Annotated in this window: 22 protein-coding genes; 18 read left to right on the top strand and 4 right to left on the bottom strand. The window is 47.2% G+C overall.

From position 1 onward, the window contains the following. The 5 genes from fba (at position 1) to ACO0KY_RS18180 (ending at position 5108) form a co-directional block, all read left to right on the top strand. Positions 1 to 1065 (top strand): class II fructose-bisphosphate aldolase, encoded by a 1065-nt coding sequence (gene fba / locus ACO0KY_RS18200; RefSeq protein ID WP_186913820.1) that lies wholly within the window; start codon positions 1 to 3, stop codon positions 1063 to 1065. A gap of 109 nt (positions 1066 to 1174) precedes the next feature. Then, positions 1175 to 2071: a phosphoribosylaminoimidazolesuccinocarboxamide synthase gene (locus ACO0KY_RS18195; protein WP_423048454.1), complete on the top strand. Its 897-nt coding sequence runs from the start codon at positions 1175 to 1177 to the stop codon at positions 2069 to 2071. A 2-nt stretch (positions 2072 to 2073) separates the two neighbouring features. Continuing rightward, positions 2074 to 2571, top strand: coding sequence for a 5-(carboxyamino)imidazole ribonucleotide mutase (purE, locus tag ACO0KY_RS18190; RefSeq protein ID WP_423048452.1), 498 nt, complete (start codon positions 2074 to 2076; stop codon positions 2569 to 2571). A gap of 273 nt (positions 2572 to 2844) precedes the next feature. Further along, positions 2845 to 4065 (top strand): 5-(carboxyamino)imidazole ribonucleotide synthase, encoded by a 1221-nt coding sequence (locus ACO0KY_RS18185; protein WP_423048450.1) that lies wholly within the window; start codon positions 2845 to 2847, stop codon positions 4063 to 4065. Beyond that, on the top strand, positions 4065 to 5108 hold the full coding sequence (locus tag ACO0KY_RS18180) for an L-threonylcarbamoyladenylate synthase (protein WP_423048486.1): 1044 nt from the start codon (positions 4065 to 4067) through the stop codon (positions 5106 to 5108). The genes ACO0KY_RS18185 and ACO0KY_RS18180 overlap by 1 nt, the downstream gene beginning before the upstream one ends. Positions 5109 to 5157: 49 nt before the next feature. Here the strand turns inward: ACO0KY_RS18180 and ACO0KY_RS18175 are convergent, their stop codons facing one another. Both ACO0KY_RS18175 and ACO0KY_RS18170 read right to left on the bottom strand, forming a co-directional pair. Continuing rightward, a complete protein-coding gene (locus ACO0KY_RS18175; RefSeq protein ID WP_186913825.1) occupies positions 5158 to 5412 on the bottom strand; it encodes a SemiSWEET transporter in 255 nt (84 codons plus the stop codon). Between the two features lie 5 nt (positions 5413 to 5417). Then, complete coding sequence (locus ACO0KY_RS18170; RefSeq protein ID WP_423048484.1) at positions 5418 to 5927, bottom strand: flavin reductase family protein; 510 nt, start codon at positions 5925 to 5927, stop codon at positions 5418 to 5420. A 181-nt stretch (positions 5928 to 6108) separates the two neighbouring features. Between ACO0KY_RS18170 and ACO0KY_RS18165 the strand changes: the two genes are divergently transcribed. From ACO0KY_RS18165 to lnt, 7 genes are all read left to right on the top strand, one after another. Further along, the gene (locus ACO0KY_RS18165; RefSeq protein WP_423048448.1) at positions 6109 to 6480 is read left to right on the top strand and encodes a hypothetical protein; all 372 of its coding nucleotides are present in this window, start codon (positions 6109 to 6111) and stop codon (positions 6478 to 6480) included. Between the two features lie 65 nt (positions 6481 to 6545). After that, positions 6546 to 7886, top strand: coding sequence for a tRNA (N6-isopentenyl adenosine(37)-C2)-methylthiotransferase MiaB (gene miaB / locus ACO0KY_RS18160; RefSeq protein WP_423048446.1), 1341 nt, complete (start codon positions 6546 to 6548; stop codon positions 7884 to 7886). Continuing rightward, a complete protein-coding gene (locus tag ACO0KY_RS18155; RefSeq protein ID WP_423048444.1) occupies positions 7883 to 8998 on the top strand; it encodes a PhoH family protein in 1116 nt (371 codons plus the stop codon). The genes miaB and ACO0KY_RS18155 overlap by 4 nt, the downstream gene beginning before the upstream one ends. Then, positions 8982 to 9446 (top strand): rRNA maturation RNase YbeY, encoded by a 465-nt coding sequence (gene ybeY / locus ACO0KY_RS18150; protein WP_423048442.1) that lies wholly within the window; start codon positions 8982 to 8984, stop codon positions 9444 to 9446. Before ACO0KY_RS18155 ends, ybeY begins: the two co-directional genes overlap by 17 nt. 22 nt (positions 9447 to 9468) lie before the next feature. Then, positions 9469 to 10368, top strand: coding sequence for an ion channel (locus tag ACO0KY_RS18145; RefSeq protein WP_423048440.1), 900 nt, complete (start codon positions 9469 to 9471; stop codon positions 10366 to 10368). 132 nt (positions 10369 to 10500) lie between these two features. Then, a complete protein-coding gene (locus ACO0KY_RS18140; RefSeq protein WP_186913831.1) occupies positions 10501 to 11385 on the top strand; it encodes an HlyC/CorC family transporter in 885 nt (294 codons plus the stop codon). Continuing rightward, a complete protein-coding gene (gene lnt / locus ACO0KY_RS18135; RefSeq protein WP_423048438.1) occupies positions 11372 to 12964 on the top strand; it encodes an apolipoprotein N-acyltransferase in 1593 nt (530 codons plus the stop codon). The genes ACO0KY_RS18140 and lnt overlap by 14 nt, the downstream gene beginning before the upstream one ends. Positions 12965 to 13105: 141 nt before the next feature. On the opposite strand, the gene ACO0KY_RS18130 is transcribed toward lnt, so the two are convergent. Continuing rightward, positions 13106 to 13477, bottom strand: coding sequence for a hypothetical protein (locus tag ACO0KY_RS18130; protein ID WP_423048436.1), 372 nt, complete (start codon positions 13475 to 13477; stop codon positions 13106 to 13108). A 685-nt stretch (positions 13478 to 14162) separates the two neighbouring features. Here ACO0KY_RS18130 and ACO0KY_RS18125 point away from each other — a divergent pair. From ACO0KY_RS18125 to ACO0KY_RS18100, 6 genes are all read left to right on the top strand, one after another. Then, complete coding sequence (locus tag ACO0KY_RS18125) at positions 14163 to 16877, top strand: TonB-dependent receptor (RefSeq protein WP_423048434.1); 2715 nt, start codon at positions 14163 to 14165, stop codon at positions 16875 to 16877. Positions 16878 to 17099: 222 nt separating this feature from the next. After that, complete coding sequence (locus ACO0KY_RS18120) at positions 17100 to 18374, top strand: MFS transporter (protein ID WP_423048432.1); 1275 nt, start codon at positions 17100 to 17102, stop codon at positions 18372 to 18374. A gap of 94 nt (positions 18375 to 18468) precedes the next feature. Further along, on the top strand, positions 18469 to 20169 hold the full coding sequence (locus ACO0KY_RS18115) for an alpha-amylase family glycosyl hydrolase (protein ID WP_423048430.1): 1701 nt from the start codon (positions 18469 to 18471) through the stop codon (positions 20167 to 20169). A gap of 2 nt (positions 20170 to 20171) precedes the next feature. Next, a complete protein-coding gene (locus ACO0KY_RS18110; protein WP_423048428.1) occupies positions 20172 to 22598 on the top strand; it encodes a TIM-barrel domain-containing protein in 2427 nt (808 codons plus the stop codon). A gap of 310 nt (positions 22599 to 22908) precedes the next feature. Next, entirely contained in the window at positions 22909 to 24801 is a 1893-nt protein-coding gene (locus tag ACO0KY_RS18105; protein WP_423048426.1) for a glucokinase, read from the top strand. A gap of 297 nt (positions 24802 to 25098) precedes the next feature. Then, entirely contained in the window at positions 25099 to 25941 is an 843-nt protein-coding gene (locus ACO0KY_RS18100) for a DUF6348 family protein (RefSeq protein ID WP_423048424.1), read from the top strand. A 77-nt stretch (positions 25942 to 26018) separates the two neighbouring features. Here the strand turns inward: ACO0KY_RS18100 and ACO0KY_RS18095 are convergent. Continuing rightward, positions 26019 to 26149: ExbD/TolR family protein (locus ACO0KY_RS18095; RefSeq protein WP_423044866.1), on the bottom strand; the 131-nt coding region annotated here is incomplete at its 5' end.

Raw genomic sequence — 26149 nt, 5'->3', positions numbered from 1 at the left:
ATGCCTCTCGTATCGATGCGTCAATTGCTGGATCATGCTGCTGAAAACGGCTATGGTTTGCCAGCATTTAATGTCAATAATCTGGAACAAGTGACTGCCATCATGGAAGCTGCCAATGAAGTTGGCGCGCCTGTGATTATGCAAGCCTCTGCTGGTGCCCGTAAGTATGCTGGTGAAGCATTCTTGCGTCATCTGATCGAAGCCGCAGTCGAAGCTTACCCACATATTCCGGTAGTGATGCATCAGGATCACGGCCAATCGCCTGCGGTTTGTATGGCAGCGATTAAATCCGGCTTCACCTCGGTGATGATGGACGGTTCTTTGATGGAAGATGGCAAGAGCGTTGCCAGCTACGAATACAACGTTGAAGTATCACGTGAAGTCGTTAAATTTTCGCACTCCATCGGCGTGACTGTCGAAGCAGAACTCGGCGTGCTCGGTTCTTTGGAAACCATGATGGGCGACAAAGAAGACGGTCACGGTGCTGACGGCAAAATGACGCGTGAACAGTTGTTGACCGACGTGCAGCAAGCTGCTGATTTCGTTAAACAAACTCAATGTGACGCACTGGCGATTGCGATCGGTACTTCCCACGGTGCATATAAGTTCTCTCGCAAGCCTACCGGCGATATTCTGGCAATCGACCGCATCAAAGAAATCCATGCGCGCATTCCAAATACTCACTTGGTGATGCACGGTTCTTCTTCCGTGCCGCAAGAATTGCTCGAAGAGATTCGTCAATTCGGCGGTGACATGAAAGAAACTTACGGCGTGCCAGTGGAAGAAATCGTGATTGGTATCCAAAATGGTGTACGTAAAATCAACATCGACACTGATATCCGTCTGGCAATGACTGGCGCGATCCGTCGCTACATGTTTGAAAATCCAGGCAAGTTTGACCCGCGTGATTACTTAAAGCCAGCGCGTGAAGCAGCGAAACTGGTCTGCAAGGCACGTTACCTGTCGTTCGGTTGCGAAGGTCAGGCAGCGAAGATAAAACCAATGTCGCTGGAAAAAGTCGCCGAGCAGTACAAAAAAGGCGCGTTGTCGCAGATCGTCAACTAAGTAATGTGTAAGCTCAGGGCGCAGAAAATGCGCCCTGAGCATTTTTGCAGCATTCATTTACATTATAAATTTGCAGTTAATGTGCAGTATTTTAGAGTATTGAAAAATCATGACTACCCAAATTAGCTCCACACTTCACTCTTTGCCTTTGTTAGGCCGTGGCAAAGTACGCGACAACTACGCAGTTGGCGATGATAAATTGCTCATCGTGACGAGCGATCGCCTATCCGCGTTCGATGTCATCATGTCCGAGCCTATCCCGGAAAAAGGCCGCGTGCTGAATCAAATGGCCAATTTCTGGTTCGAAAAATTAGGTCACATTGTGCCAAATCATCTGACTGGTATTGCTCCCGAGAGCGTCGTAGCCGCCGATGAAGTGGAACAAGTGCGTGGTCGCGCGGTGGTTGCTAAACGTCTCAAACCTATCATGGTAGAAGCTGTCGTCCGTGGCTACATCATCGGCTCTGGCTGGAAAGATTATCAAGCGACTGGTGCTATTTGTGGCATTACTTTGCCTGCTGGTTTGCCACAGGCCGCCAAGTTAGCTGAACCTATTTTCACACCAGCAGCAAAAGCCGAAATGGGTGAGCACGATGAGAACATCAGCTTCGCCGACATGGAACAACGCATCGGCGCAGAACTCGCCGCCAAGATGCGCGATATCAGTATTCAGCTTTATACCCAAGCGTCAGACTACGCAGCCACACGCGGCATCATTATCGCTGATACCAAGTTTGAGTTCGGTCTGGATGACAACGGCGTACTGCATTTGATGGACGAAGTGTTGACGGCCGATTCTTCTCGTTTCTGGCCTGCTGATTCCTATGCAACTGGTATTTCTCCTCCATCGTTCGATAAGCAATTTGTGCGTGACTATCTGGAAACCATTACCAGCTGGAACAAAACGGCACCTGCACCGACATTGCCAGAAGACGTGATTCAAAAAACCTCTGCTAAATATCAGGAAGCGCTGGAGCGTCTGACTGGTGAAAAACTGAAGGCATAATCATGAGCCAAGAGCAAAAAATTGTCGTTGGTGTGGTTATGGGCTCATCGTCTGATTGGGACGTGATGCAGCATGCGGTTGCGATTTTAAAAGAGTTCGGTATCGGTTTTGAAGCCAAGGTCGTCTCTGCCCACCGTATGCCGGATGAAATGTTCACGTTTGCAGAAACCGCCCGTGAACGCGGCATCCGCGCGATTATCGCTGGCGCTGGTGGCGCTGCGCATCTGCCAGGCATGATCGCCGCTAAAACCATTGTTCCGGTGTTTGGCGTGCCAGTGCCGTCAAAATATTTGCGCGGTGAAGACTCTTTGCTGTCTATCGTGCAAATGCCAAAAGGGATACCCGTGGCGACATTTGCGATTGGTGAAGCCGGTGCCGCCAATGCTGCGCTGGCGGTGATCGCGATGCTGGCAACCACGGATGATGCCTTGGCTACGCAATTGCTGACGTTCAGAGAAAAGCAAACGCAAGTTGCACGCGATATGGTGCTGCCAGTTTGATTGCTTAACAATGTGCAGCGGTGATGTTGAATTCAACCCTTAGCATCGCCGTTGCCTGTTTTGAATCGTAAAAACGACGAAAGACAGACAGCTTTTTGCGTGTATGTCAGCAATATGAATTTGAAAGAGTTTGCATACTCCGAGTGAGTATTTTAAAACGTCCATTCTGTCTCAATGACAAATGACGTGTTTTTCTAAATAAAGGGGGGAGTATCTTTATGCCCTCACTGAATCGCAGGCTGTTTTTGAACGCCTCACATAGAATTTGACATCATGACTATCGACAAGCAAGTACATCCAAGACGACCATTATTGCCGAATACCGACAAAAGCTGCCTTGGCATTTTAGGCGGTGGTCAGTTAGGTCGCATGTTTGCGCACGCAGCTCAGGCACTCGGCTACAAGGTTGCCGTGCTGGAGCCGGAAGCAGGCTGTCCTGCTGCGCAGGTGGCAGAACACCATGTACAGGCCAATTATGATGACGCAACAGGTTTGAGCGAATTGCACAAGCTCGCTACCAGCGTCACGACTGAATTTGAAAACGTTCCTGCTGATAGCCTCGATTATTTTGCTCGTGGTGGCTTTGTAGCACCGGCTGGCGCTTGTGTTTCTATTGCGCAGGACAGGCTCGCCGAAAAGCATTTCTTTACCCGCTGCGCATTGAATAATGGCGTTTACCCAGCGCCGCATTGGGGCATCGCAACGCACGCCGATGTGCTAAGCGCACCGGATGATTTGCTGCCTGGTATTTTGAAAACCGTACGCATGGGTTATGACGGCAAAGGTCAGGTCAGAGTTCGCACCCGCGCAGAATTGGAAGCGGCGTTTGCTGGCATGAATGGTCAACACTGCATTTTAGAAAAAATGCTGCCGCTGGCTTACGAAATATCCGTCCTCGTTGCTCGCGGTGTTGACGGCGAAGCCGTGGTCTATCCGATCGCTGAAAATGTCCATCGTGACGGCATCTTATTTACGACGTTAGCACCAAGCCCGAATGTGTCACCAGACATCGCCAAAAAGGCGCAAGCTGCCGCTTTGGATATCATCGCAGAACTCGGTTATGTCGGCGTGTTGTGCATAGAATTTTTTGTGCTGCAAGATGGAACGATGGCCGTCAATGAGATGGCACCGCGTCCGCACAACAGTGGTCATTACACTATTGATGCTTGCATCACGAGTCAATTTGAGCAACAAGTACGCGCTTTGGCGCAATTGCCGCTGGGCGATGTGCGTCAACATTCCGCCGCTGCCATGTTGAATATTTTGGGCGACGTCTGGTATGAGAATGCCAGCACAGATACCCAGCACGAACCAGCCTGGGATCAGGTCATGGCCATTCCCGGTGCGCATGTTCACTTATACGGCAAAGCCGAAGCACGTCGCGCACGTAAGATGGGACATGTCACTTTTGTCGCCACCAGCATGCCAGAAGCGCAGGCAGCATTAGCCAAAGCCTGCGTCATTCTCGGGATTGCCGCGCCGGAGCAAGTATGATGTCAGTAGTCAGCAAGACAGATGTACCGCTTGAAATTATCGCGGCGGCACAAGCTTTAGAAGCTGGCAAGCTGGTCGCTTTTCCGACAGAAACGGTCTATGGTCTTGGTGCGGATGCAGAAAACCCGCAGGCGGTTGCCAATATCTATGCCGCCAAAGGTCGCCCTTCCAATCACCCTGTGATTGTGCACATCGCACCAGGCGCCGACATCAGTTACTGGGCGAAAGAGATTCCGGCCGAAGCAGAAAAACTCATTGCAGCATTTTGGCCCGGTCCGCTGACTTTTATTTTAAAGCGTGCCGATCACATTCCGGCTGCGGTGTCCGGTGGTCAGGATACGGTCGGCATACGCTGCCCGTCGCATCCAGTGGCGATCGCGCTATTGAGTGCGTTTAAAGGTGGTAAAGGTGGCGTTGCTGCGCCGTCAGCCAATAAATTTGGCCATGTCAGCCCAACCATGGCATCTCATGTGATCGAAGAGTTTGAACAAGAAGTACAGTCAGGTGGTTTGATTGCCCGGGTGCTGGACGGTGGTCAGAGTGAAGTCGGAATCGAATCAACGATTGTCGATTTAAGTCGTTTAGCCACCCATGGCCCAGTCTTGCTCAGGCCAGGACACATCAGCGCAGAACAATTGGCTGCAGTGTTGGGTGTCATACCTGCCAGTCCCGACGCCGCCGCACCTCGCGCATCAGGCACGCTAGATGCCCATTACGCGCCGCACACGCCAGTGGTGCAGGTAGCTGTTGAGGAGCTTGATGATGTGGTTCAACAATTACAAGCCAAAGGCAAGACATTGGCCTTAATGAGTTACCTCGCACACCCGGCTATTCATGCCGATGCCTGGCGACATTTGCCAAATGATCCGGTTGGTTATGCCCATGATTTGTATGCTGGCTTACGTGAACTCGATCACGCTCATGCTGATGTAATTCTTGTTGAAGCCTTGCCGCAAGAAAAAATCTGGCAAGGCGTCAACGACCGCCTGCGCCGAGCCGCATTTGATTCGAGGGATGTGTTTGAAAAGATGTTGGGGAATTGAGTTAAAAGTAGGACGGGTTGCACTCGTCCTACAATCGGATCCCATCAACTTACTTGTAAATCAACTTCATCGCCAAAATGAAAGACGCCAGCACCAGGGTCACAATATTGGCGATGATGACGGGCCACGCCTGCAACAAGATGCCATAAGTCATCCACATCAGGATGCCAGCAATAAAGATCACGTACATACTCAGCGAGACGCCCTCAGCGCGTTTAAAGCGCCAGGTCATCCAGGCTTGAGGGATAAAAGCGGCGGTGGTCAGGCTGGCGGCGCAATAGCCGACCAAATCAGAAGTGAGCATGAAAATTATTTTGGCGAGGTTTCAATGAATTGGCCGCCATGATAGACCAGAGGTGCCCGCGCTGTAAATTCACAATGTTCAACTTCACCGACGAAAATCACATGATCGCCCTCAGGGTAGCGGCTGCGATTGTGACATTCAAACCAGGCCGATGCTCCTTTTAAGATAGGATGTCCGGTGCGGGATAAGGTGTATTCAACACCCTCAAAACGATCCGTTTTGCGACTTGCGAACTGTTCCGCCAACCACGCTTGCTCAGCGGATAAAACATTAACAACATAATGTGAATTACCAGTGAATACAGGCATGCTGTTAGCAGAATTACCAAGGCTCCATAGCACCAAAGGCGGTTCCAGAGAAACAGAATTGAATGAACTTGCTGTTAAACCAAGAAATTGTCCATCTGCCAGGCGAGTGGTAATGACGGTGACGCCCGTCGCGAATTGGGACAGGGCATTGCGGAAGTAACGGCTGTCAAAATCGCGCTTTTCTGCGCGTGGAGAACGAGTGTGCATCGGGGTTCCATCAATTTTTTTCGCCATTATCCCAGATTTCCTGGTTTTCGTTGAATTGCGGGCAAATTCCTGAAGCGCGTAGCTGTCTGTGTTAAACTTATGCCCTTCGCAGGTTCTGTTTGTCGACTTTAAGTAATTGATTTCTTTGAATTTTTTGATATTCGAAATGGTGAGGTAAGCGATGTCTATCGCGAGAATTTTTCGTTGTCTGGGTATATTGCTGGTGTTGGCTGGTCTGACGGCCTCCGCTTTCGCGCAGGTGGCCGCTGATCGACAATTCCCCCCGAATGCTAAGCGCGGCATTCTGGACATGTCAAATTATCCAAATATCACGATGGACGGGTATCCGCGACGCTTAGCGCCTTCATCACGTATTTTTGCGGTGACTAATCTGATTGTGATGCCAAGCACTTTATCAGGCAACAACATCGTGGTTCATTACACCGAAAACGGTTTCAAAGATATTGATAAGGTCTGGATACTGACGAAATCAGAAGTTGCCAAAGGATTGCCAGCAAGCAATGCACAGTCTGCCTCGCCGATGGCGAACTGACCCGATGCGATTTGAAAAAAATTTAGTTATTAGAAGTAGTAACAGCTGTTACTTTAGAAAAAATGATGCAAAAAAAAGTCTTTATTAAAACCTTTGGCTGCCAGATGAATGAGTATGACTCAGACAAAATGGCCGATGTACTCAATGTTTCCGAGGGCTTGATTAAAACCGACACGCCAGAAGATGCTGATATTGTTCTGCTCAATACATGCAGTGTGCGCGAAAAAGCGTCTGAAAAAGTGTTTTCCGACCTCGGTCGTCTGCGTGAATTAAAGCGTAAACGTCCTGACATGTTAATTGGCGTTGGTGGTTGTGTCGCTTCGCAAGAAGGTGAAGCCATTATCAAACGCGCGCCGTATGTTGACGTGGTGTTTGGCCCGCAGACTTTGCATCGTTTGCCGCAATTGATTGACGCACGCCGTTCGTCCGGCCGTTCGCAAGTCGATATCAGTTTTCCTGAAATCGAAAAATTCGACCATATGCCACCGGCTAAGGTAGATGGTGCGACTGCCTACGTGTCTATCATGGAAGGTTGCAGTAAGTATTGCAGTTACTGCGTGGTGCCGTACACCCGCGGTGAAGAAGTCTCGCGTCCATTTGAAGATGTGTTGGCTGAGGTGGCAGGTTTAGCGGCGCAAGGTGTTAAAGAAATTAGCTTGCTTGGTCAAAACGTGAACGCCTATCGTGGTGTGATGGAAGATGGCGAGATTGCCGACTTCGCTTTGTTGATTGAGTATGTTGCTGAGTTCCCGGAAATCGAGCGCATCCGTTTTGTGACCAGTCACCCGAAAGAATTTACTCAGCGCTTAATTGACTGCTACGCCAAAGTGCCAAAGCTGGTCAACCATTTGTATTTGCCAGCGCAACATGGCTCAGATCGTATTTTGTCTGCCATGAAACGTGGTTACACCGCGATCGAATATAAATCGGTGATACGTCGCCTTAAAAAAGTGCGTCCTGATATGTCAGTGTCTTCTGATTTTATCGTCGGATTTCCTGGTGAAACCGATGAAGATTTCGATGCTTTGATGAAGTTAATCGACGATGTTGGCTTTGATAATAGCTTCAGCTTTATTTTCAGTCCGCGCCCTGGAACACCAGCGGCGAATCTGGAAGATGACACACCGCAAGAATTGAAATTACGTCGCTTGCAAACTTTGCAGGCAGTGATTGATTCCAATACAAAAAAATATAGCAATGCCATGATAGGCACAGTCCAACGTATCCTGGTGGATGGCCCTTCAGTGAAAGATCCCAATGAATTACAGGGCCGCACCGAAAATAATCGCGTTGTGAACTTCGCGGGCGGAAAAGAATTAATCGGCACATTGGTCAATACAATGATTACTGAATCCTATAATTATTCCTTGCGCGGCGAATTAGTCGAAGAAACTGTGACTGCATGATGGCTAAAACTCCTGTGCCAGTTTCTTACTTCATTCCGCAACCGCTGGACAACACGCGTCTGGCAAATTTGTGCGGCCCATTGGATGAAAATTTACGTCAGATGTCGGCGGCATTGGATGTGACGATTTTTCGCCGTGGAGAGAAATTTATTGTCAGTGGTCACAATGCTGAACAAGCTTTGGAATTGTTAGAGCATTTTTATCCACTCGCCAAAAAAGCGATTTCGATTGATGAAGTGCAATTGGCTTTAGTCGAACAAAAAGCCAAACAAAGTTTAAAAAATCCTACCTTAGAAATCGCACACAATGCGGACGCGGTTTCGACTGAAGAAACTGTTGACGCAGAATCAGTCATTGTTTCATCGATTGAAAGTCCGGTGCTCAAAACACGTCGCAGCGATTTGCGTGGTCGTACACCGCATCAGAATCACTATCTCAACTCTATTGTTGAACACGATATTACTTTTGGTATCGGCCCAGCTGGTACAGGTAAAACCTATTTGGCCGTTGCTTGTGCGGTGGATGCATTGGAGCGCGATGCCGTTAAACGTATTATTCTTACCCGTCCGGCAGTGGAGGCGGGGGAGCGACTCGGTTTTTTACCTGGCGATCTGGCACAAAAGGTTGATCCGTATCTGCGTCCTTTGTACGACGCTTTGTATGATTTGCTCGGTTTTGATCGTACCCAAAAAATGTTTGAAAAGCAGGTCATCGAAATTGCGCCGCTGGCGTACATGCGCGGGCGTACCTTGAACCATGCTTTTGTCATTCTGGATGAAGCACAAAATACCACGCCGGAACAAATGAAAATGTTCCTGACACGTATAGGTTTTGGCAGCAAAGCGGTCATTACCGGCGATGTTACACAAGTCGATTTGCAGCGCGGACAAAAAAGCGGTTTGATTGATGCGTGCCAGGTGTTAAGCGGTGTTCGCGGAATTGCTTTCTCCCAGTTCACCAGTGTTGACGTGGTACGGCATCCTCTGGTTGGCCGTATTGTAGACGCCTATGAATCAGCTAACGCCAGTGCGCATGCGCATAGCGCGGCAATTGGTCTGTTAAAAAACGCCACCCCATTCAATTCAGCTCATCATCATGGTCGCAAAAAGTAATCCTAAACATAAATTAACTTTGTCCGTGCAGTATGCAGATCCACGTTTGCAGGACATTTTGCCGCGTCCTTTAATTCGTAAAACAATTCAAGCAGCTTTGTATTTTCCGGCAGAATTGACGCTGCGTTTTGTTGATGCTGCGGAAGCACAAGAGTTAAACCGCGACTATCGTGGCAAAGATTACGCGACCAATGTATTGACGTTCGCCTACACGGAAGATGAAGATGCTGAAGTAACACAGGCTGATATTATTTTGTGTACAGATGTCCTCCAGAAGGAAGCGGATGAGCAAAAGAAATCGGTACTGGAGCATGCCCAACATTTGATCGTACATGGCGTTTTGCACGCACAAGGCTATGATCATGAAACCGATGAAGAGGCCGATGAAATGGAAGGGCTGGAAATTGAAATTCTGGCAGGCTTAGGTTTGGATAACCCTTATCAATAATTTTTAATATCTTTATTCATCGATGAAATTATTCTCCAAGCACCCTCAACGCGCCCGTCGTATTTCTATGGCGGGTCGCGAAGTAGTGACCTACGGATTAGATAGTCATATCTGGCAAGATATTTATTACTATGCGATGTCTTGTAGCTGGCCACGCTTCTTCGGCGCGATTGCTGTTACTTTTGTTTTGTTTAATCTCGTCTTTGCCGGCTTGTTCATGTTGGTACCAAATTCGATTGCCAATATGCAGCCAAATAATTTTTTGGGCGCCTATTTCTTTAGTGTCGAGACTTTGGCGACAGTCGGTTACGGTGATATGCATCCGATGACGGTGTATGGACACGCGATCGCGAGTATAGAAATTTTTGTTGGTATGGCGAGTGTTGCGGTAACGACGGGGATGATTTTTGCGCGCTTTTCCAGACCGCGTTCCAGTATTATTTTTGCCGAACACCCAGTCAGTCATGTGGCTGATGGCAAACGGCTATTAATGGTCAGAATGGCGAATGCGCGTTTGAATTTGATTAGCGAAGCATCTGCAAAAATGCATGTGATGCGACAAGAACAGACCTCTACCATGGGGCAATTCCGTAAAATCTACGATCTAAAGTTGGAGCGCGACCACCATCCTTTATTTGTATTGGGATGGACTTTGATTCATATCATCGATGAAACCAGTCCTTTATTTGGGCTAACGCCTGAGCAAATGTCTGGCAATACGACCTTGATAGTGACAATTGAGGGAGTGGATGATACGACTAACCAGAATCAACGCGGAATAAAACATTACCCATCAGATTTGATACGCTGGAATCATCGTTACGTCGACATGTTGAATCAGCAGGGCTCTGTTCCGCATTTGCATTACACGAAATTTCATGATTCAGAAGAAGTTCCCGTAGAAGTTATGAAGGATATCTAAATCTGAAATATGACGGCAATGTGAAGAATTCATGCTGTTGATGTGATTGCAACAGCATGAATACCCTAAAATTTGGGAAAGTCACTGATTTGTTGTATTCTGTAGGATTGAAACAACGGCGCCACGCCTCCTATGCAAGAGCACTCTAGTAAGGTCAGACCGACTGACCTTAAACCCCACAGGTCTTTATTTGAACGACTGACCGCCTTCATCTCTCCCGAACCCGAAAATCGTGCAGAACTCTTAGAGGTTTTGACGGATGCCCAAGAGCGTAACCTGATTGATGCCGATGCACTGGCAATGATCGAGGGTGTGTTCCAGGTGTCAGACCTGTCTGCGCGTGACATTATGATTCCACGTTCACAAATGGACGTTGTAGATATTTCTACTCCGATAGAAGAATGGATGCCGCAGGTATTGTCGACGGCACACTCACGTTTTCCGGCTATCGACGGCGATCAGGACAGAGTGGTAGGTATTTTGTTGGCCAAAGATTTGTTGCGGTATTACGCTGAAGAAGCTTTTGATGTCAGGGACATGTTGCGCCCCGTCGTTTATATTCCGGAATCGAAACGATTGAATGTGTTGCTGCGCGACTTTCGAGCTAATCGCAATCATATTGCCATGGTCGTGGATGAATATGGTGGTATTGCAGGTTTGATTACGATAGAAGACGTACTTGAACAAATTGTCGGTGATATCGACGATGAATACGATTTTGACGAAGAAGAAGACAATATTTTTGCACTCGAAAACAAGGGTAACGGTAAGCGCTGGCGCGTGAAAGGTCTGACCGATCTCGATCAATTTAATGAGGTTTTGGGGACTAATTTACCCGGTAGTGACGTCGAGTCTATTGGCGATTTTGTGTCGCGTCACTTAGGGAAGGTTCCACATAAAGGCGATGAGTTCCAGATTGGCACTTTGCATTTTGAAGTTTTGCGTGCAGATGCGCGAGAAGTACAGATTTTGCAAGTAGAGCAACGTCCATGGACAACTGTGGATGAGCAAGCTTAGTCGCTTTGTAAGCGGCTGGTGGTCGCAATTATCATTCCGACAGGCACTATGTTTGATGCTTTGTGTTGGTGCTTTGAATATATTTTCATTTGCACCAATTGGAATGTGGCCGGTGCAAATCGCGGGCATGGCTTTATTGTTTGCGCTTCTATCGCAACACCAGGTGAACTCTGTGCTGCGACGCGCAGCCTGGTTGGCTTGGGCGTATAGTTTCTCCTGGATTTTTTCTTGTACTAGCTGGCTATTGATTGCCATGGTCCGCTATGGAGATTTGCCAATTCCACTCGCGGTCGCAGCATTGGCATTGTTGAGTGCTGGATTGGCGATGTATGCCGCGCTCTCAGTCTGGTTCGCTTTATGGCTGCAGCGACGTTGGCGAATTTCCAATGATAAGCTGGTACTGATTATTCTTCCTGCGCTTTGGATGCTCAATGAATGGCTGCGTGGTTGGGTCTTGACCGGATTTCCATGGTCAATCTCAGGCTATGCTCTAAGTAATACGATGTTGGCAGCTTTTGCGCCGATTCTTGGTGTGTATGGGTTGAGTTTTTTGTCAGCAGTACTTTCTGGCATTTTCTCCTGGATTATCATTTCTAGGTTCAAAAAGCAGCGATTAGTGTTGGGGAGTATCGCTTTTGCGCTTATCTTCGGTGCTGGCGCATTGCTGAAAAACGTGCATTGGACACAAGCTACTGGTAAGCCAATCAGCGTTCGACTTTTGCAGGGGAATGTCGAGCAAGATATGAAGTTCGACCCCGCTTATTTGAATGCGTCATTGGAGTTGTACCGGAAAATGTTAACAGCGGCACCGGCAGATCTGATTGTGACGCCGGAAACAGCATTTCCCTTGTTGACTTCAATGCTGCCGCAAGATTTCTTACCAAGATTAAATGCTTACGCTCAGGAAACTCATAGTGCATTAATGCTCGGCGTCGTAGTGCAAGATGGCGAGGCGCGATATACCAATAGCTTGTTGGGGTTTTCACCATTACATGCAGATCGCGCTTATCGCTACGATAAACATCATCTTGTGCCGTTTGGTGAATTTGTGCCATTTGGTTTTCGCTGGTTTGTGCACATGATGAATATTCCCTTAAGCGAATTATCGGTGCCAGATCAAATGCAGTCCCCGATGGCGGTACGTGACCAGTTTGTCATGCCTGACATTTGCTATGAAAGTTTGTTTGGTGAAGAGATTGCAGCCCAACTATCGCATCAGATCGCTTCGCATCTTCCAGTGGCAACGATTCTCTTGAATGCATCTAATCTGGCTTGGTATGGAAATTCTTTCGCGATGCCGCAGCATTTACAATTTGCCCAAATGCGAGTGCTGGAAACGGGACGTCCCTGGCTAGGTGTCACAAATACAGGTTCCACCGTTGTCATCAATGCGGACTCCAGTCTGAAGGCCCAAGTGCCGCATCTGACGCGGGCGACGCTGGAATCTAGTGTGCAGGGATATAGCGGCACAACCCCTTATATTTTCTGGGGAAACCGTGGCATTCTGGGGTTGGTCTTTTTTATATTACTGACCACTTGCGGGCTTTCGCAGCGCGCAGCGCGCAAATCGCATAACTAATCAGGATCGTGGTGTGATCTGGCAGCGCCCGAGTGTGTCGCGCATTGCTCCTGTCCTTATGAGCCGGTAGAGTAGGGCTGCTAAAACCCGCCAAACTCAGCAACCGGCTCATCTAACTATCTTCCAATATTGCTAAAGTACTTAGTTACTCTTGGCATTCGCATCAATATCTGCCAGGCACTCACGCCCGCGAACGCTGATTTCTGTTTTTCCAGTTTCAGGATTAACTTCGATGTGACCTTTTTTGCCTAAAAACGTTGCCACTGGTCCAGATAATGGCGCGTCAGAATCCTTGGAGATCGCGCGCAAACCATCAATGCACTGTTTAATAAATAGAACCTGGCGTCCCATTTCAGTTAATTCCAGACTGCCGTCTTTGCGGTAGGTCACCAATTTAATCCCGGACAAGCGTTTTGTATTGCGACCTATGCAGGCGTTTGGCTTGACGTTTTTTGGCAGCTTACTGATCTGCTCTAGTGCGTCATATTCATCGATACTTAATTTGTGGTTCATTGTTACTTTCATTGAGGATGTGCGAATTTGACTATGTCGCTTCTTGATAAAATTCTGTACCAAAACGGCGGATATGCCGATTTACCTGATGCCGATGTAAATATAGGAAAAAACATCAGCGTTTGCAGGTGAGTGAGTCAGCGCCTCAAAAAAACAGGCATGTCACTTATTTTATCTGTGTAACTCATCGCTGTTGATTGTGCTGACAGTGCTTGCGAAGCTGAATGCGCCAATGTTTGATTGCAGAGCGCGTTTTTGAACCTATTTTTGCCCTGAATATATCATAGCCCTGCCCACTTTCCTTCATTTTGCCTGCTGAAGTTGCGGTAAGACGCATTTTCTATCATTACTGTGATTTGGGGGAAGTTGCCCTGGGATTCAAAAGTAAGACAAATATTCACTCAAAAACAAATTTACAAAAAAGTAGTTCAGCTACAAAAAGTAGTCTAACTACATAATAGTTATGTCCATTTGTGGGCGAAACGCAACGTTAAAGTGCAATAAGCTTAATTTGTCCCCTATGTAGTGCATTTATTTATGTAGTTCTATGTAGTCTTTGTTTGACACGTAATCTAGTTTTAGTACAAAATATTTATCGGGGCCTTAAAATTTAAAGAAAAGATTTAAGAAGAAGTGGTATTGCTCCAAGGATGAAGCTTAAATAAAAAAGGGTGAGGGGACATTAATGAAACAATCTATGCAGAAGGGCGTTCAGAGTCAGACTCAAAAACGTCGTAGTTTTAAATTGAGTCCAGTTGCGGCTGGTTGCGCGGTGTTGGTTTTTGGTTTAGCTGATTTTGCGCAAGCGGAAGAAACACAGGCCAATACGGTCGTCGTGACTGGTATTCGTAGTGGTATTGAGAATGCTATTTCTCTGAAACGTGATTCGACTTCATTGGTAGAAGCCATTTCTGCTGAAGATATCGGTCAACTGCCTGATCAAAGCATTGCGGAATCAATCGCTCGCTTACCTGGTCTGGCCGCTCAACGCGTCGCTGGTCGTGCGCAGGCGATTAGTATTCGCGGTTTGTCTCCTGATTTTGCATCCACGACATTAAATGGCCGTTCACAAGCAAGTACTGGTGATAACCGTGCTGCTGAATTTGACCAATATCCAGCAGAATTGTTTGGCGCAGTTGTCGTCTATAAGACCCCTGATGCAGCTCTGATTGATCAAGGCTTGTCCGGAACGATTGATATGCAAACGTTCGACCCTCTGGCTTTCCCAGGTCGTACAATTTCCATGAACGTACGCGGTGAGAAAAACTCCCTGGGTTCGGTGGCGAATGCTTCTGACAAGGGTAACCGTTTTAGTTTTAACTACATCGATCAATTTGCCAATCGCACAATTGGTTTTCAATTCGGAATTGCGCATCTGCAATCCCCACGCAATGATCATGAGACGGGCTTATATGAGCCATGGGGTGTGAGTCAGTTGCCAGGTACGCCAGCGGGTGTATCTGAAATGAATGGAATCAAATCACTGGCAGTCAGTGGCACCACCAAGCGCGATGGGTTAGTCAGTACTTTGGAATGGAAGCCTAATAAAGATTTCACCAGCAAAATTGACTTGTTTTATTCAAAATTCCATGAAGAGACAACCAATAATCAATGGGAAGAAAACCTAGGTTGGGGCGGACCAGGTAATCCATCACCTGTATTTAGTTCAGCCAATGTATCTGGTGGTGTATTGAACGGCGGTACATTGACTGGTGCCTATCCATTGGTGCGTGGTCAATATAATGACCGAACAGACTCGATCAAATCTTTGGGCTGGGGTAACTCATTCAAATTCGACGGCTGGAAATTGCTGGCGGACGTGAATTATTCCAAAGCAGTACGTGACGAAAATTATCACGAAATGAATACCCAACTGGTCTCCGGTACGGGCGGCGCAGTATTTGATACGACTCAATTGAATTGGGCGACAGGTAGTTTCCCAACCATGACAGGATCGCAAAATTACAGCAATCCAAATACCTTATTGCTCAATAACACGATCTACGGCCAAGGATGGGGACACGCACCGCACACCGATGACACTATGAAGGGTGGCAAGTTGGTCGCAACAGTCGATGCGCCAAAGTCGATCAGTGACTGGGTGTCAGATTTCAATGTAGGCGTAGATTATTCTGATCACAGCAAAAACCATAGCAATCTGCAAGGTCCTCAGACTTTGATCGCCGCTAACGGTACGGTTATTTCACCTGATTTGTTGTACTCGCCAGTTGATCTTGGTTTCTCTGGTACTGGGATGATTCCATCTTTTAATGTACCTGGCATTATGGCGAAGTACTTTAAGCCATTTGCGCCAAACCCAGCTGATCCTTCAAACGTTGCTGCACAATGGGGAGTCACTGAAAAAGTAACGACAACATTTGTCAAAGCTAATTTGGATCATCAGTTGTCGTCATCTGTTACTTTACGCGGTAATTTTGGTGTCCAGGTGCAAAATACAGATCAGTCGTCAACAGGTGTTGTTGGCTTCAATGGCGCTGTGACACCAATCACTATTGGTAAAACTTATACTGACGTGCTGCCACAGTTGAATCTGGTATTTGAATTACCAAACGATCAGGTTGTGCGTTTTGCCGCGGCTAAACAAGTTGCGCGTCCTCGTCTTGAAGATTTGAATGCTGGTTTCAACTTCAACGTCAGTACCGCAACTGGTTTGCCAAGCGGTAGTGGCGGTAATCCTAAGCTTGATCCATGGCGTGCAAACGCAATTGATCTGTCTTATGAAAAGTATTTTGCGAAAAAAGCTTATGTTTCAGCAGCGCTGTATTACAAAAAGCTGACCAGCTACATCTACGACCAGAGCAATGTCTATGACTTTTCTCAATGGACACCTGGTACAACGGCGATTACAACGAGCGGTTTGTACTCTTCGCAATATAACGGTCAGGGTGGCACGATCAAAGGTCTGGAATTAGCAGGATCTTTGCCATTGGATATGTTAGTGCCATCTTTGAAAGGCTTTGGCGTACAAGCCAGCGCCAGCTTCAATGACAGTGCTATTGTTGTGAAGTCTAACTCTTTCGACGTTGGTGCAGCAATTCCATTGCCAGGTATGTCTAAGACAGTAGCAAGTCTGACCGCTTACTATGAAATGGGTGGCTTCTCTGCACGTATCGGTGCTCGCTATCGTTCTGAGTTTGTTGGCGATATCGAAAACTTTGCAGGCAATCGTAACTTACGTTTTATTGCTCCTGAAACCATCGTTGATGCGCAGTTAGAATACACTTTCCAGTCTGGTCCGTATAAAGACCTTGGTCTGTTCTTCCAGGTCGGTAATTTGACAGATGCAGCCTATAAAACATATCAAGGCACACCAAATCAACCTTTGGAGTACGCAAAGTATGGTCGTACTGTATTGGCCGGTGTGAACTATAAGTTCTAAGCTGATCTATGAAAAAATTCCCGAAGGCTTTTGCTTATCGGGAATTTCTGCGGTATGTTCACAGGTCTCTTGCATGAGGCCTGTTTTTGTTTAAGGCTTAGGCAATACAGTTTGGTTCCGGCGTAAATAAAGTAATAGCAAATAAAATTTAAAAATTGGGGACGTATCAGGATGCACACTTCAACCAACAAACCACAGCTTTCGTTTTGGCAGTTGTGGAATATGAGCTTCGGGTTTTTTGGTATTCAATTCGGCTTTGCCTTACAAAATACCAATACCAGCCGCATTTTTGCCACGCTTGGTGCGAATCCTGATGACTTCGCTTTATTCTGGCTGGCTGCACCCATTACCGGCATGCTGGTACAGCCAATCATCGGCTACCTCAGTGACAACACCTGGCATCCGGTGTGGGGGCGTCGTCGGCCATTTTTCTTTATCGGTGCGATGCTCGCGTCGATTGCTATGTTTCTGATGCCAAATTCTACGTTGATCTGGATGGCGATCTTAGTGTTGTGGATGATGGATAGCGCGATCAATATTTCGATGGAACCGTTTCGTGCTTTTGTTGGTGATAAGCTCAATCCTTCGCAGCAAACGGCTGGCTTTGCAATGCAGACTTTCCTGATTGGTTGTGGTGGCGTAATTGCCTCTTTGTTGCCGAGCTTATTTACAAACTATCTGGGCGTTAGTAATGTGCCGGTGAATGGTGCAATTCCTGACACCGTACGGTATTCATTTTATTTCGGTGGTACCGTTTTTGCCTTATCGGTACTGTGGACGGTATTTACGACCAAAGAAATTCCACCTGAAGATTTACAACAATTCCATCAAGAAAAGAAGCACAACCTTGGTTTGATCAAGGCAATCAAAGAAATTTTTGGTGGCTTTGCCAAAATGCCAAAAACCATGGTGCAACTTGCCGTCGTACAGTTTTTTTCCTGGGTAGCACTGTTCGCGATGTGGGTCTATACCACACCATCTATTGCCGAAACCGTATTCCTTAGCACGGACGCGCAGTCTGCTGCCTATCAGGAAGGTGGCAACTGGGTAGGCATCATGTTTGGTGTGTATGGCGGAGTATCTGCGCTTGCAGCGTTTGTTTTGCCTATCCTCGCAAAAATGACCAGCCGGAAATTTGTACACATGTTGTGCCTCGTCATCGGCGGCGTCAGTCTGATCAGTATCTTTGCGATCAGCAGTAAAGAAATGTTGCTGTTACCGATGGTCGGCGTTGGTATTGCCTGGGCGAGTGTGTTGACAATGCCGTACGCAATTCTGGCTGGCGCATTGCCAGCAAATCGTATGGGTTATTACATGGGTTTGTTCAACTTCTTTGTCGTGATTCCCCAGATCATCGCTGGCATCGTGCTGGGCGCGATGTTGAAGCATTTTTTCGATAATCAATCCGTCAAAGTCTTGATGTTAGGTGGTGTATGTATGGTCGTTGGTGGCCTATTTACGCTGATGGTCAAAGATGACGCGATAGTCAACAACTAACTTGTGTTGCATCACTAGTCCTTGAAGATCAACATACCGGAACGGCGCTTTGATCTTCAAAATTTGAATGCTTGTATTTGATTGGACGTACTGAATGAAGTTGACCAGGTTATCACTCGCGCTTGTACTTCTGTTTGTCACGGCAATTTCACCGATTGCCGTCGCTGCTGAAAATGTTCAGGCAAAGCCTCAGATCAAAGCAATAGCCCCATTTATTTGGGAAAATGCCACCGTCTATTTTTTGCTGACCGATCGTTTTTATAACGCCGACTCGACTTCGCATCTGGCCTACGACAGACAGCAAGATGCTGCGCCATTGCGTGGTTTTATGGGCGGTAATCTGGCGGGCATTACCGCTAAAATCAAACAAGGTTATTTCAACAAACTTGGTGTTAATGCGATTTGGATCACGCCACCAGTTGAACAAATACATGGTGTGACCAATGAAGGCGCTGGGAATTCCTACGGATTTCACGGCTATTGGGCGGCCGATTTTACACAGGTCGACGCCAATTTGGGTAGTGCTGCGGACATGCGTGAACTGGTCGACACTGCACACGCGCATGGCATTCGGGTATTGTTGGATGTGGTGATGAATCATGTCGGTCGCCAAACGCACATTGATGCCTTATGGCCAGACACCTGGGTAAGAACTGAACCGGTATGTACCTACAAAGATATTCCGTCGACCGTGAGTTGCGCTTTGGTCAAGGGTTTGCCGGACATTCGTACTGAGAGCAATGAAGACGTTGATCTACCGCCATCTTTAGCCGTCAAATGGAAGGCGGAAGGGCGCTACGAAAAAGAAATGCAAGAACTGGATGCTTTCTTTAAACGTACCGGTTATCCACGCGCACCGCGATATTACCTGATGAAATGGCATGCTGATTGGGTCAGGAAATATGGTTTTGACGGCTTCCGTGCAGACACGGTCAAGCATGTTGAGCCCGAAGTCTGGAAAGAATTTAAGCAAGTTGCCAGCGCCGCTTTTGAAGATTGGAAGCGCGAACATACAACCCAGAAGCTGGGCGACGAGCCGTTTTATATGACAGCTGAAGTGTACGGTTATAGCTTGGATCAAGGCTTGGATTTTGTCATGGATGGCGGCAGCAAAATCAATTTTTACGATCATGGTTTCGATAGTCTGATTAACTTTAGTTTTAAAAATGACGCCAAAAAAGATCCGGAGAGTTTGTTCAGCCATTACTCGGATCAGCTCAATGGTATTTTACGTAACCATTCAATACTTAATTATGTGAGTTCCCACGATGATTTGCAGCCGTTTGATCTGGAACGACAAAAAGCATTGGAAGCTGGAACCAAACTCTTACTCAGCCCCGGTGCCGCGCAAATTTATTATGGTGACGAGACCGCCAGAGATATCAATGTCAGCATCGCAGAAGGCGACGCGAAATTACGCTCCATGATGAATTGGGATGAACTGGAAAATCATACACATCGCGGCGGTATAGTTATCACTGAGGTGCTGGCGCATTGGCGAAAGTTGGGAATGTTCCGGCACGATCATGTGGCGGTAGGCGCGGGTGTGCATCAGAAATTAAGTGATCATCCTTATACTTTCAAGCGAACTTACCAGGGACACGGGCTGACAGACAAAGTCGTGGTGGCGATGGATATGCCAACGTCGCAATTTAATACTATTTCGGTACAAGGTGTATTTAAAAATGGTCAGAAATTGCGTGACTATTATTCCGGTAATGTCGCCACTGTCATCGGTGGAAAAGTTAATTTTCACAGCAAATCTGCAATGGCATTAATCGCGCTGGAACAATAATAATGAAGAACAATACACTGAACGTCAGCATCATTCATATGCTTGGTTTATCGGGGTTATTGATGAGCCTGCCTGTTGCTGCACAAAATGCGCAACGTATGATTACGCATGTGGAGAAAAAATCCGACTCGCTCGAAGTAAAGACGAACGACGGGACTTACGTTTTCAAGCCCTATTCCTCTAGCATTTTAGAGACGACCTTCCTCCCCGCAGGTGAAGCACAGACTTTGCTATCGCACGCGGTCGTGCTGACCCCTGAACATATTCATACCCAATTAGCGAGCTCATCAACGGCGATCGATTATGTCGCCGCAGACTTGCGAGTACACATACAAAAAGCGCCATTTCAGATCAGCTATTCGTATAAAAATAAACCGCTGATTTCTGAGAAAAATGGTTATCAGAAAAAAGATGGTAATGAATCACTCGACTTTAATCTCGATGACAATGAAGCCTTATATGGTGCAGGGGCGCGTGCACTCGGAATGAATCGTCGAGGGTATCGCTTGCCGTTATACAACAAGGCCCATTACGGCTACGAAGATCATTCAGAGCAAATGAATTTTTCCATGCCTTTGTTTTTTTCATCCAAACGCTATGGCATTCATTTTGACAACGCGGCAATCGGTACTTTAGATCTGGACAGCAAGAAAAATAATACACTGGCTTATGAGACCATCAGCGGCAGAAAAACCTATCAAATCATCGCCGGCGATTCGTGGACGGATGTGATTGCGAATTACACCAGTCTGACGGGCAGGCAACCCTTGCCGCCACGTTGGGCGTTCGGTAATTTTGCCAGTCGCTTTGGTTACCATACCGAAGCCGAAGCGCGTCAGATTTTAGAAAAATACAAAGCCGATCAGATTCCAGTCGATGCGATTATTTTTGATTTGTATTGGTTCGGAAAAGACATCAAGGGAACCATGGGTAACCTGGCTTTTGATGCCGATAATTTCCCGCAACCCCAGAAAATGATTGCAGATTTTTCTGCGCAAGGCGTCAAGACGATTCTGATCACGGAACCTTTTGTATTGACGACTTCCAAGAACTGGCAGGAAGCGGTGGATGAGCACGTACTGGCGACGGATAAAAATGGCTTGCCGTACAAATATGATTTTTACTTTGGAAATACCGGTCTGATTGATATTTCTGATCCGCATGCCCAAAGTTGGTTCTGGAATATCTACAAAAACTTAAAGGCGTATGGCGTCGCTGGCTGGTGGGGCGATCTTGGAGAGCCTGAAGTCCATCCTTCAGGTTTGCTGCATAAAACTGGCACTGCTGATGAAGTTCACAATATCTACGGTCATGAATGGGCTAAACTGATTGCAGACGGTTATCAAAAAGACTTTCCAGATGAACGACCATTTATTTTGATGCGCGCCGGATATTCCGGATCGCAACGATTTGGCATGATCCCGTGGTCTGGAGATGTCAACCGCACCTGGGGGGGATTACGTTCACAACCAGAGATCGCCTTGCAAATGGGGATGCAAGGAATGGCCTATATGCATTCTGACCTCGGTGGTTTTGCTGGCGCGAATCTGGATGATGAGTTGTACACACGCTGGTTGCAATATGGCGTTTTTCAGCCCGTCTTCCGTCCGCATGCCCAAGAAGAAGTCGCTTCCGAACCGGTTTTACGCTCGCCTGAGGCAAAGTCTCTGGCGAAGTCGGCAATCCAATTGCGTTATCGCATGCTGCCGTATAACTACACGTTAGCATTTGAAAATAACCAGCGCGGATTACCTTTGATGCGCCCATTGTTCTATGCTGAACCCGACAATCCGCGTTTATATGCCAATGCGGATAGCTACTTGTGGGGGAATGATTTGCTGGTGCATCCTATTTTGCAGGCAGGCCAGAAGCAAGCCAGTGTTTATTTTCCGGCACAGAGCAAATGGTTCGATTTTTATACCAATCAAGAATATCCTGCAGGCAGTACGCAAGCCGTGAATGTCAGTACCGATCATATTCCGCTGTTTGTCAGAGCGGGCGCGTTTATTCCATTGGTTCCTGCGAAGCGCCAAATTCAAAATACGACGCAATATTCGACCGCAGAATTGGAGCTGCATTACTATCACGATCAAAGCGTAACTGAGTCGCATGGTTACTTGTATGACGACGATGGTGTGACCGCGCAGGCATTTGAAAAAGCGGCATTTGCTTTATTGCACTTCAATAGCAGCTATCAAAATAAGACATTGACGCTGAAATTGCGTTCTGAAGCAGGCGCGCATTACGCACAGGCAGACCGATTGCTAGACTTGGTAGTTCACAATATCATTGCAAGCCCGAAGCAGGTTTTGATTGGTGGCAAGCAGGTTGACTTTAAATGGGATCAGCAAAACCAAAACCTGATGTTGACATTGCGGTGGCACAAAAAATCTGACCATTTAAATGTTGTGAAAATTATTATGTCATAGTTGTTAAAATGAGCTCGATCAATTTGGCTGTGGTAAATTGCTGATGTTTTTATAACGCGAAAAAATATAGGACTTACGCAAAACAGCCCCAGCGGGGTTATAGCTCCTAGCCGTACCCGTGTACTGTCATCTCCATGCATTGCTGGAACAATTTTGCGTAAGTACTAAAATAGATTTGGAAAACGAGACGAAAAATCGCGCTCGTACAGTAGATTGACGCTTGCGGTCTTTGCCAGCACGTTCATCTGGTGGAAGAATTCTCTATTGGCAAAAAATTTGCGTATGCCGTATTACATTGAAACCGAGAACCATGACTGAAAACGGATTGAAAGAGCACGCTTACACTGAGCAGACATATTCTCAGCAGAATAATGGCGCCGGGTTTTCCGGCGGCCCCAGATTACTTGCCGACATCGGCGCTACGCACGCGCGCTTCACCCTTGAAACCTCGCATGGTGTTTTTGAAGCGGTGAAAGTATTTAAATGTGACGAGTATGCCGGCATCATTGATTTGTTGAAGGCCTACTTGGATCAACATCAGGCAAAACGCATACATCATGCTGCATTTGCCCTGGCCAATCCTATCGATGGCGATTATGTCCGCATGACCAATCGTGCCTGGGAATTTTCTATCGAAGACGTACGGCGTGAATTTGGCTTATATACGCTGCTGATCGTCAATGACTTCACTGCTCTGGCGATGTCTTTACCGGGATTGCAGCCAGATGATTTAATGCAAGTGGGTGGCGGAAAGTCAGTTGCTAAGTCTGTCATTGGTGTTCTGGGGCCTGGCACTGGACTTGGTGTTTCCGGTCTGATTCCGACCTCTGATGGTTTTGTGACCCTTGGTTCTGAGGGCGGTCATGTTAACTTTGCACCTTGTGATGAGCGCGAATATGCGATTTTGCAATTTGCATGGAAAGAATGGCCACACGTTTCGACCGAACGGCTTATTTCCGGACCCGGACTGGAATTGATTTATCGCGCTTTAGCCGATAGAAATCAGCAAACCGTTAAACCGCTGGCCGCACAAGAAATTATGCACGGCGCATTGCAGGAAGCAGATCCTTTGTGTCTGGAAAGTATAGATTGCTTTTGCGGCATGTTAGGAAGCTTCAGCGCCAATCTTGCCGTGACCCTGGGGGCTTTTGGCGGCATTTATATCGGTGGTGGAATTGTGCCGTTGATGGGCGAGCGTTTTCATCAATCTGCTTTCCGCAGCCGCTTTGAAGCTAAGGGGCGGTTTAGTAGTTATCTGGCACAAATCCCCACTTATGTGATTACAACGCCTAATCCTGCGTTTTACGGCGTTTCTGCGATCCTTTCGGAACACTTGCGGGGCCGCAGTGGCGATAGTTCACTGATGGACAGAATACAGGCTATACAAGCCGAGCTGACACCGGCGGAACGCCGTGTCGCGACCTTGGTGCTGGAAAATCCTCGCACTGTGCTCAATGAGGCAATCGTGGAAATCGCACGCCTTGCTGATGTCAGTCAACCGACGGTCATCCGTTTTTGCCGCTCGATGGGATTTACAGGTCTGGCCGATTTTAAACTTAAATTTGCCAGCAGTCTGACCGGTACGATTCCGGTCCGTCATAGTCAGGTGAGAAGAAGCGATAGTACCCATGATTTAAGTGCTAAGGTCATCGATAATACCGTGTCGGCGATTTTGAGTTTCCGCGATCAGATGGAAGTACATGCGATTGATCAGGCGATTGCCTTGCTGCGTAAAGCGAATAAAGTCGAGTTTTATGCAATGGGTAATTCACGCGCCGTGGCTTTGGATGGTCAACATAAATTTTTCCGCTTCCGCATCCCGACCGCCATTTATGGCGATGCGCATTTGTTTTCGATGGCAGCAGAATTGCTTAATCCCGGTGATGTGGTAATTGTTGTCAGCAATTCCGGCAAGTTGCCAGAGCTTTTAAAAGCTGTGGATTCTGCATTGCATGCGGGGGCTGACGTGATTGCGATTGCGCCGCATCAGTCGCCGCTGGCGAAAAAAGCGACCGTCTGTCTGGCGGTCAATCATACCGAGGACAATGCGACATTCTTATCGATGATTTCACGCATATTGCAATTATTACTGATCGATATTTTAACCGTTGGACTGTCGGTAGATGCAACGCACGACGAAGGCGGCAAACAAAAAGAGTTATCGCGTTTTAGTCATTTATTGATTTCGCATTTGGATAGTTGATCTGATTTCTCAGTTTAAACTTTTAAACGGGGATCAAGGTGTAGATACTGTTATCCAAGGCTATCCTAATTTAATATGTAAAACGATCGCTCGCTTCAGAGTCAAGCTGTGTGCAACCCGCCTGCGAGGCGAATTTGAAGGATGTCATGTGGCGTTCGGTGAGCCGCAAAATCCCTCGCAGAAACGCCACACCATGCTGTAAAAACGTACAATGCTGGTTTATTGCCAGTTTGTAGTATGTTCCTATAAGTTGTGCATATGTTGCGATCGGCACACTCTCATTTTTATTGGTTTTTTATGTCTCTGATTCAAGCTTTTAAAGCGCTCGCTGGCAAATTCAAAAACGCTACAGCGTCAGAAAACACGGTCGTTACTACAGCACCAGCATTGCTCGCGAGTGATCCTATATTATTGGCCTTGCTGCGCAATACGCTTAAGCAGACATCGCTGACGGTTGAACAGACTGAATCGCAGCTGTTGACGCCAGAAGGTCTGGTGTTTGCCGTACAACAAGTTGAAAGTGTAGTGCTAGGGGAGGGAAGGGTACGGACGTGCACTAAAATTTATGCCTGGCATCCGACTTATTTTCCGCAAGGTATTTTTGAATTTCAACATGCGTTAGCAGCAACGGAAGAGGCGGCATTCATTGATGGTTTTACGCAATGGATGAACATGGATTTGCAGGTCTTGTTGGATGCGACCCGCGATGTACCTGTCAACTGCACTGTGATAGAGATGAATACGACGGCGGATGAAGTAACCGCGACAGCACATTATCGTCAGGTAATCTTAGGTCCGGTAGCCCATTTAGCAAGCCAGCCTGCACCTAAGAAAAAAGAAGATCATCCATTTTGCCCTTGCTGCTTGTTTACTGAAAGCATGACGGCATTTCACGATCTACTGCAGAGCGATCAGTTTGTTGGAGTGCGTTTATTTGCATCGCGCGATAACCACGGGGTGTTGGCAGCAGATTGCCGGGTAAATGGCGAGGATTTTCAGGCGGCAGTTACGCCTTTGGTGCATTATGCAGAAAACTGGCCGCAGCGTGGGCTGGAGTTCCGTAAGCAATATATCGTGATCCGTAGCGTCAGCCGTAGTTTGGACACGGCGAACAAGATGGCAATGCCGCTACCAGAATAAATGTTGTTTGATAATAATTATGTACGAAAAAATGGCAGGGAAAACCCTGCCATTTTTGTTTGAGCTAAGTTCCAGAGTTATTTCAAGAACTGCTCGTTGCCGACCATACCGATTTTGGTCACACCCAGACGTTGAGCTGCAGCCATTACAGCAGCGACCGATTTGTACGGTACGACTGCGTTCGGACGCAGGTGAACTTCTGGCTGAT

The sequence above is a fragment of the Undibacterium sp. Dicai25W genome, from assembly GCF_049340505.1.
GTDB lineage: Bacteria > Pseudomonadota > Gammaproteobacteria > Burkholderiales > Burkholderiaceae_D > Undibacterium > Undibacterium jejuense.
The sequence above is the reverse complement of the archived record's forward strand: the minus strand, read 5'-3'. Positions and strand labels throughout refer to the sequence as shown.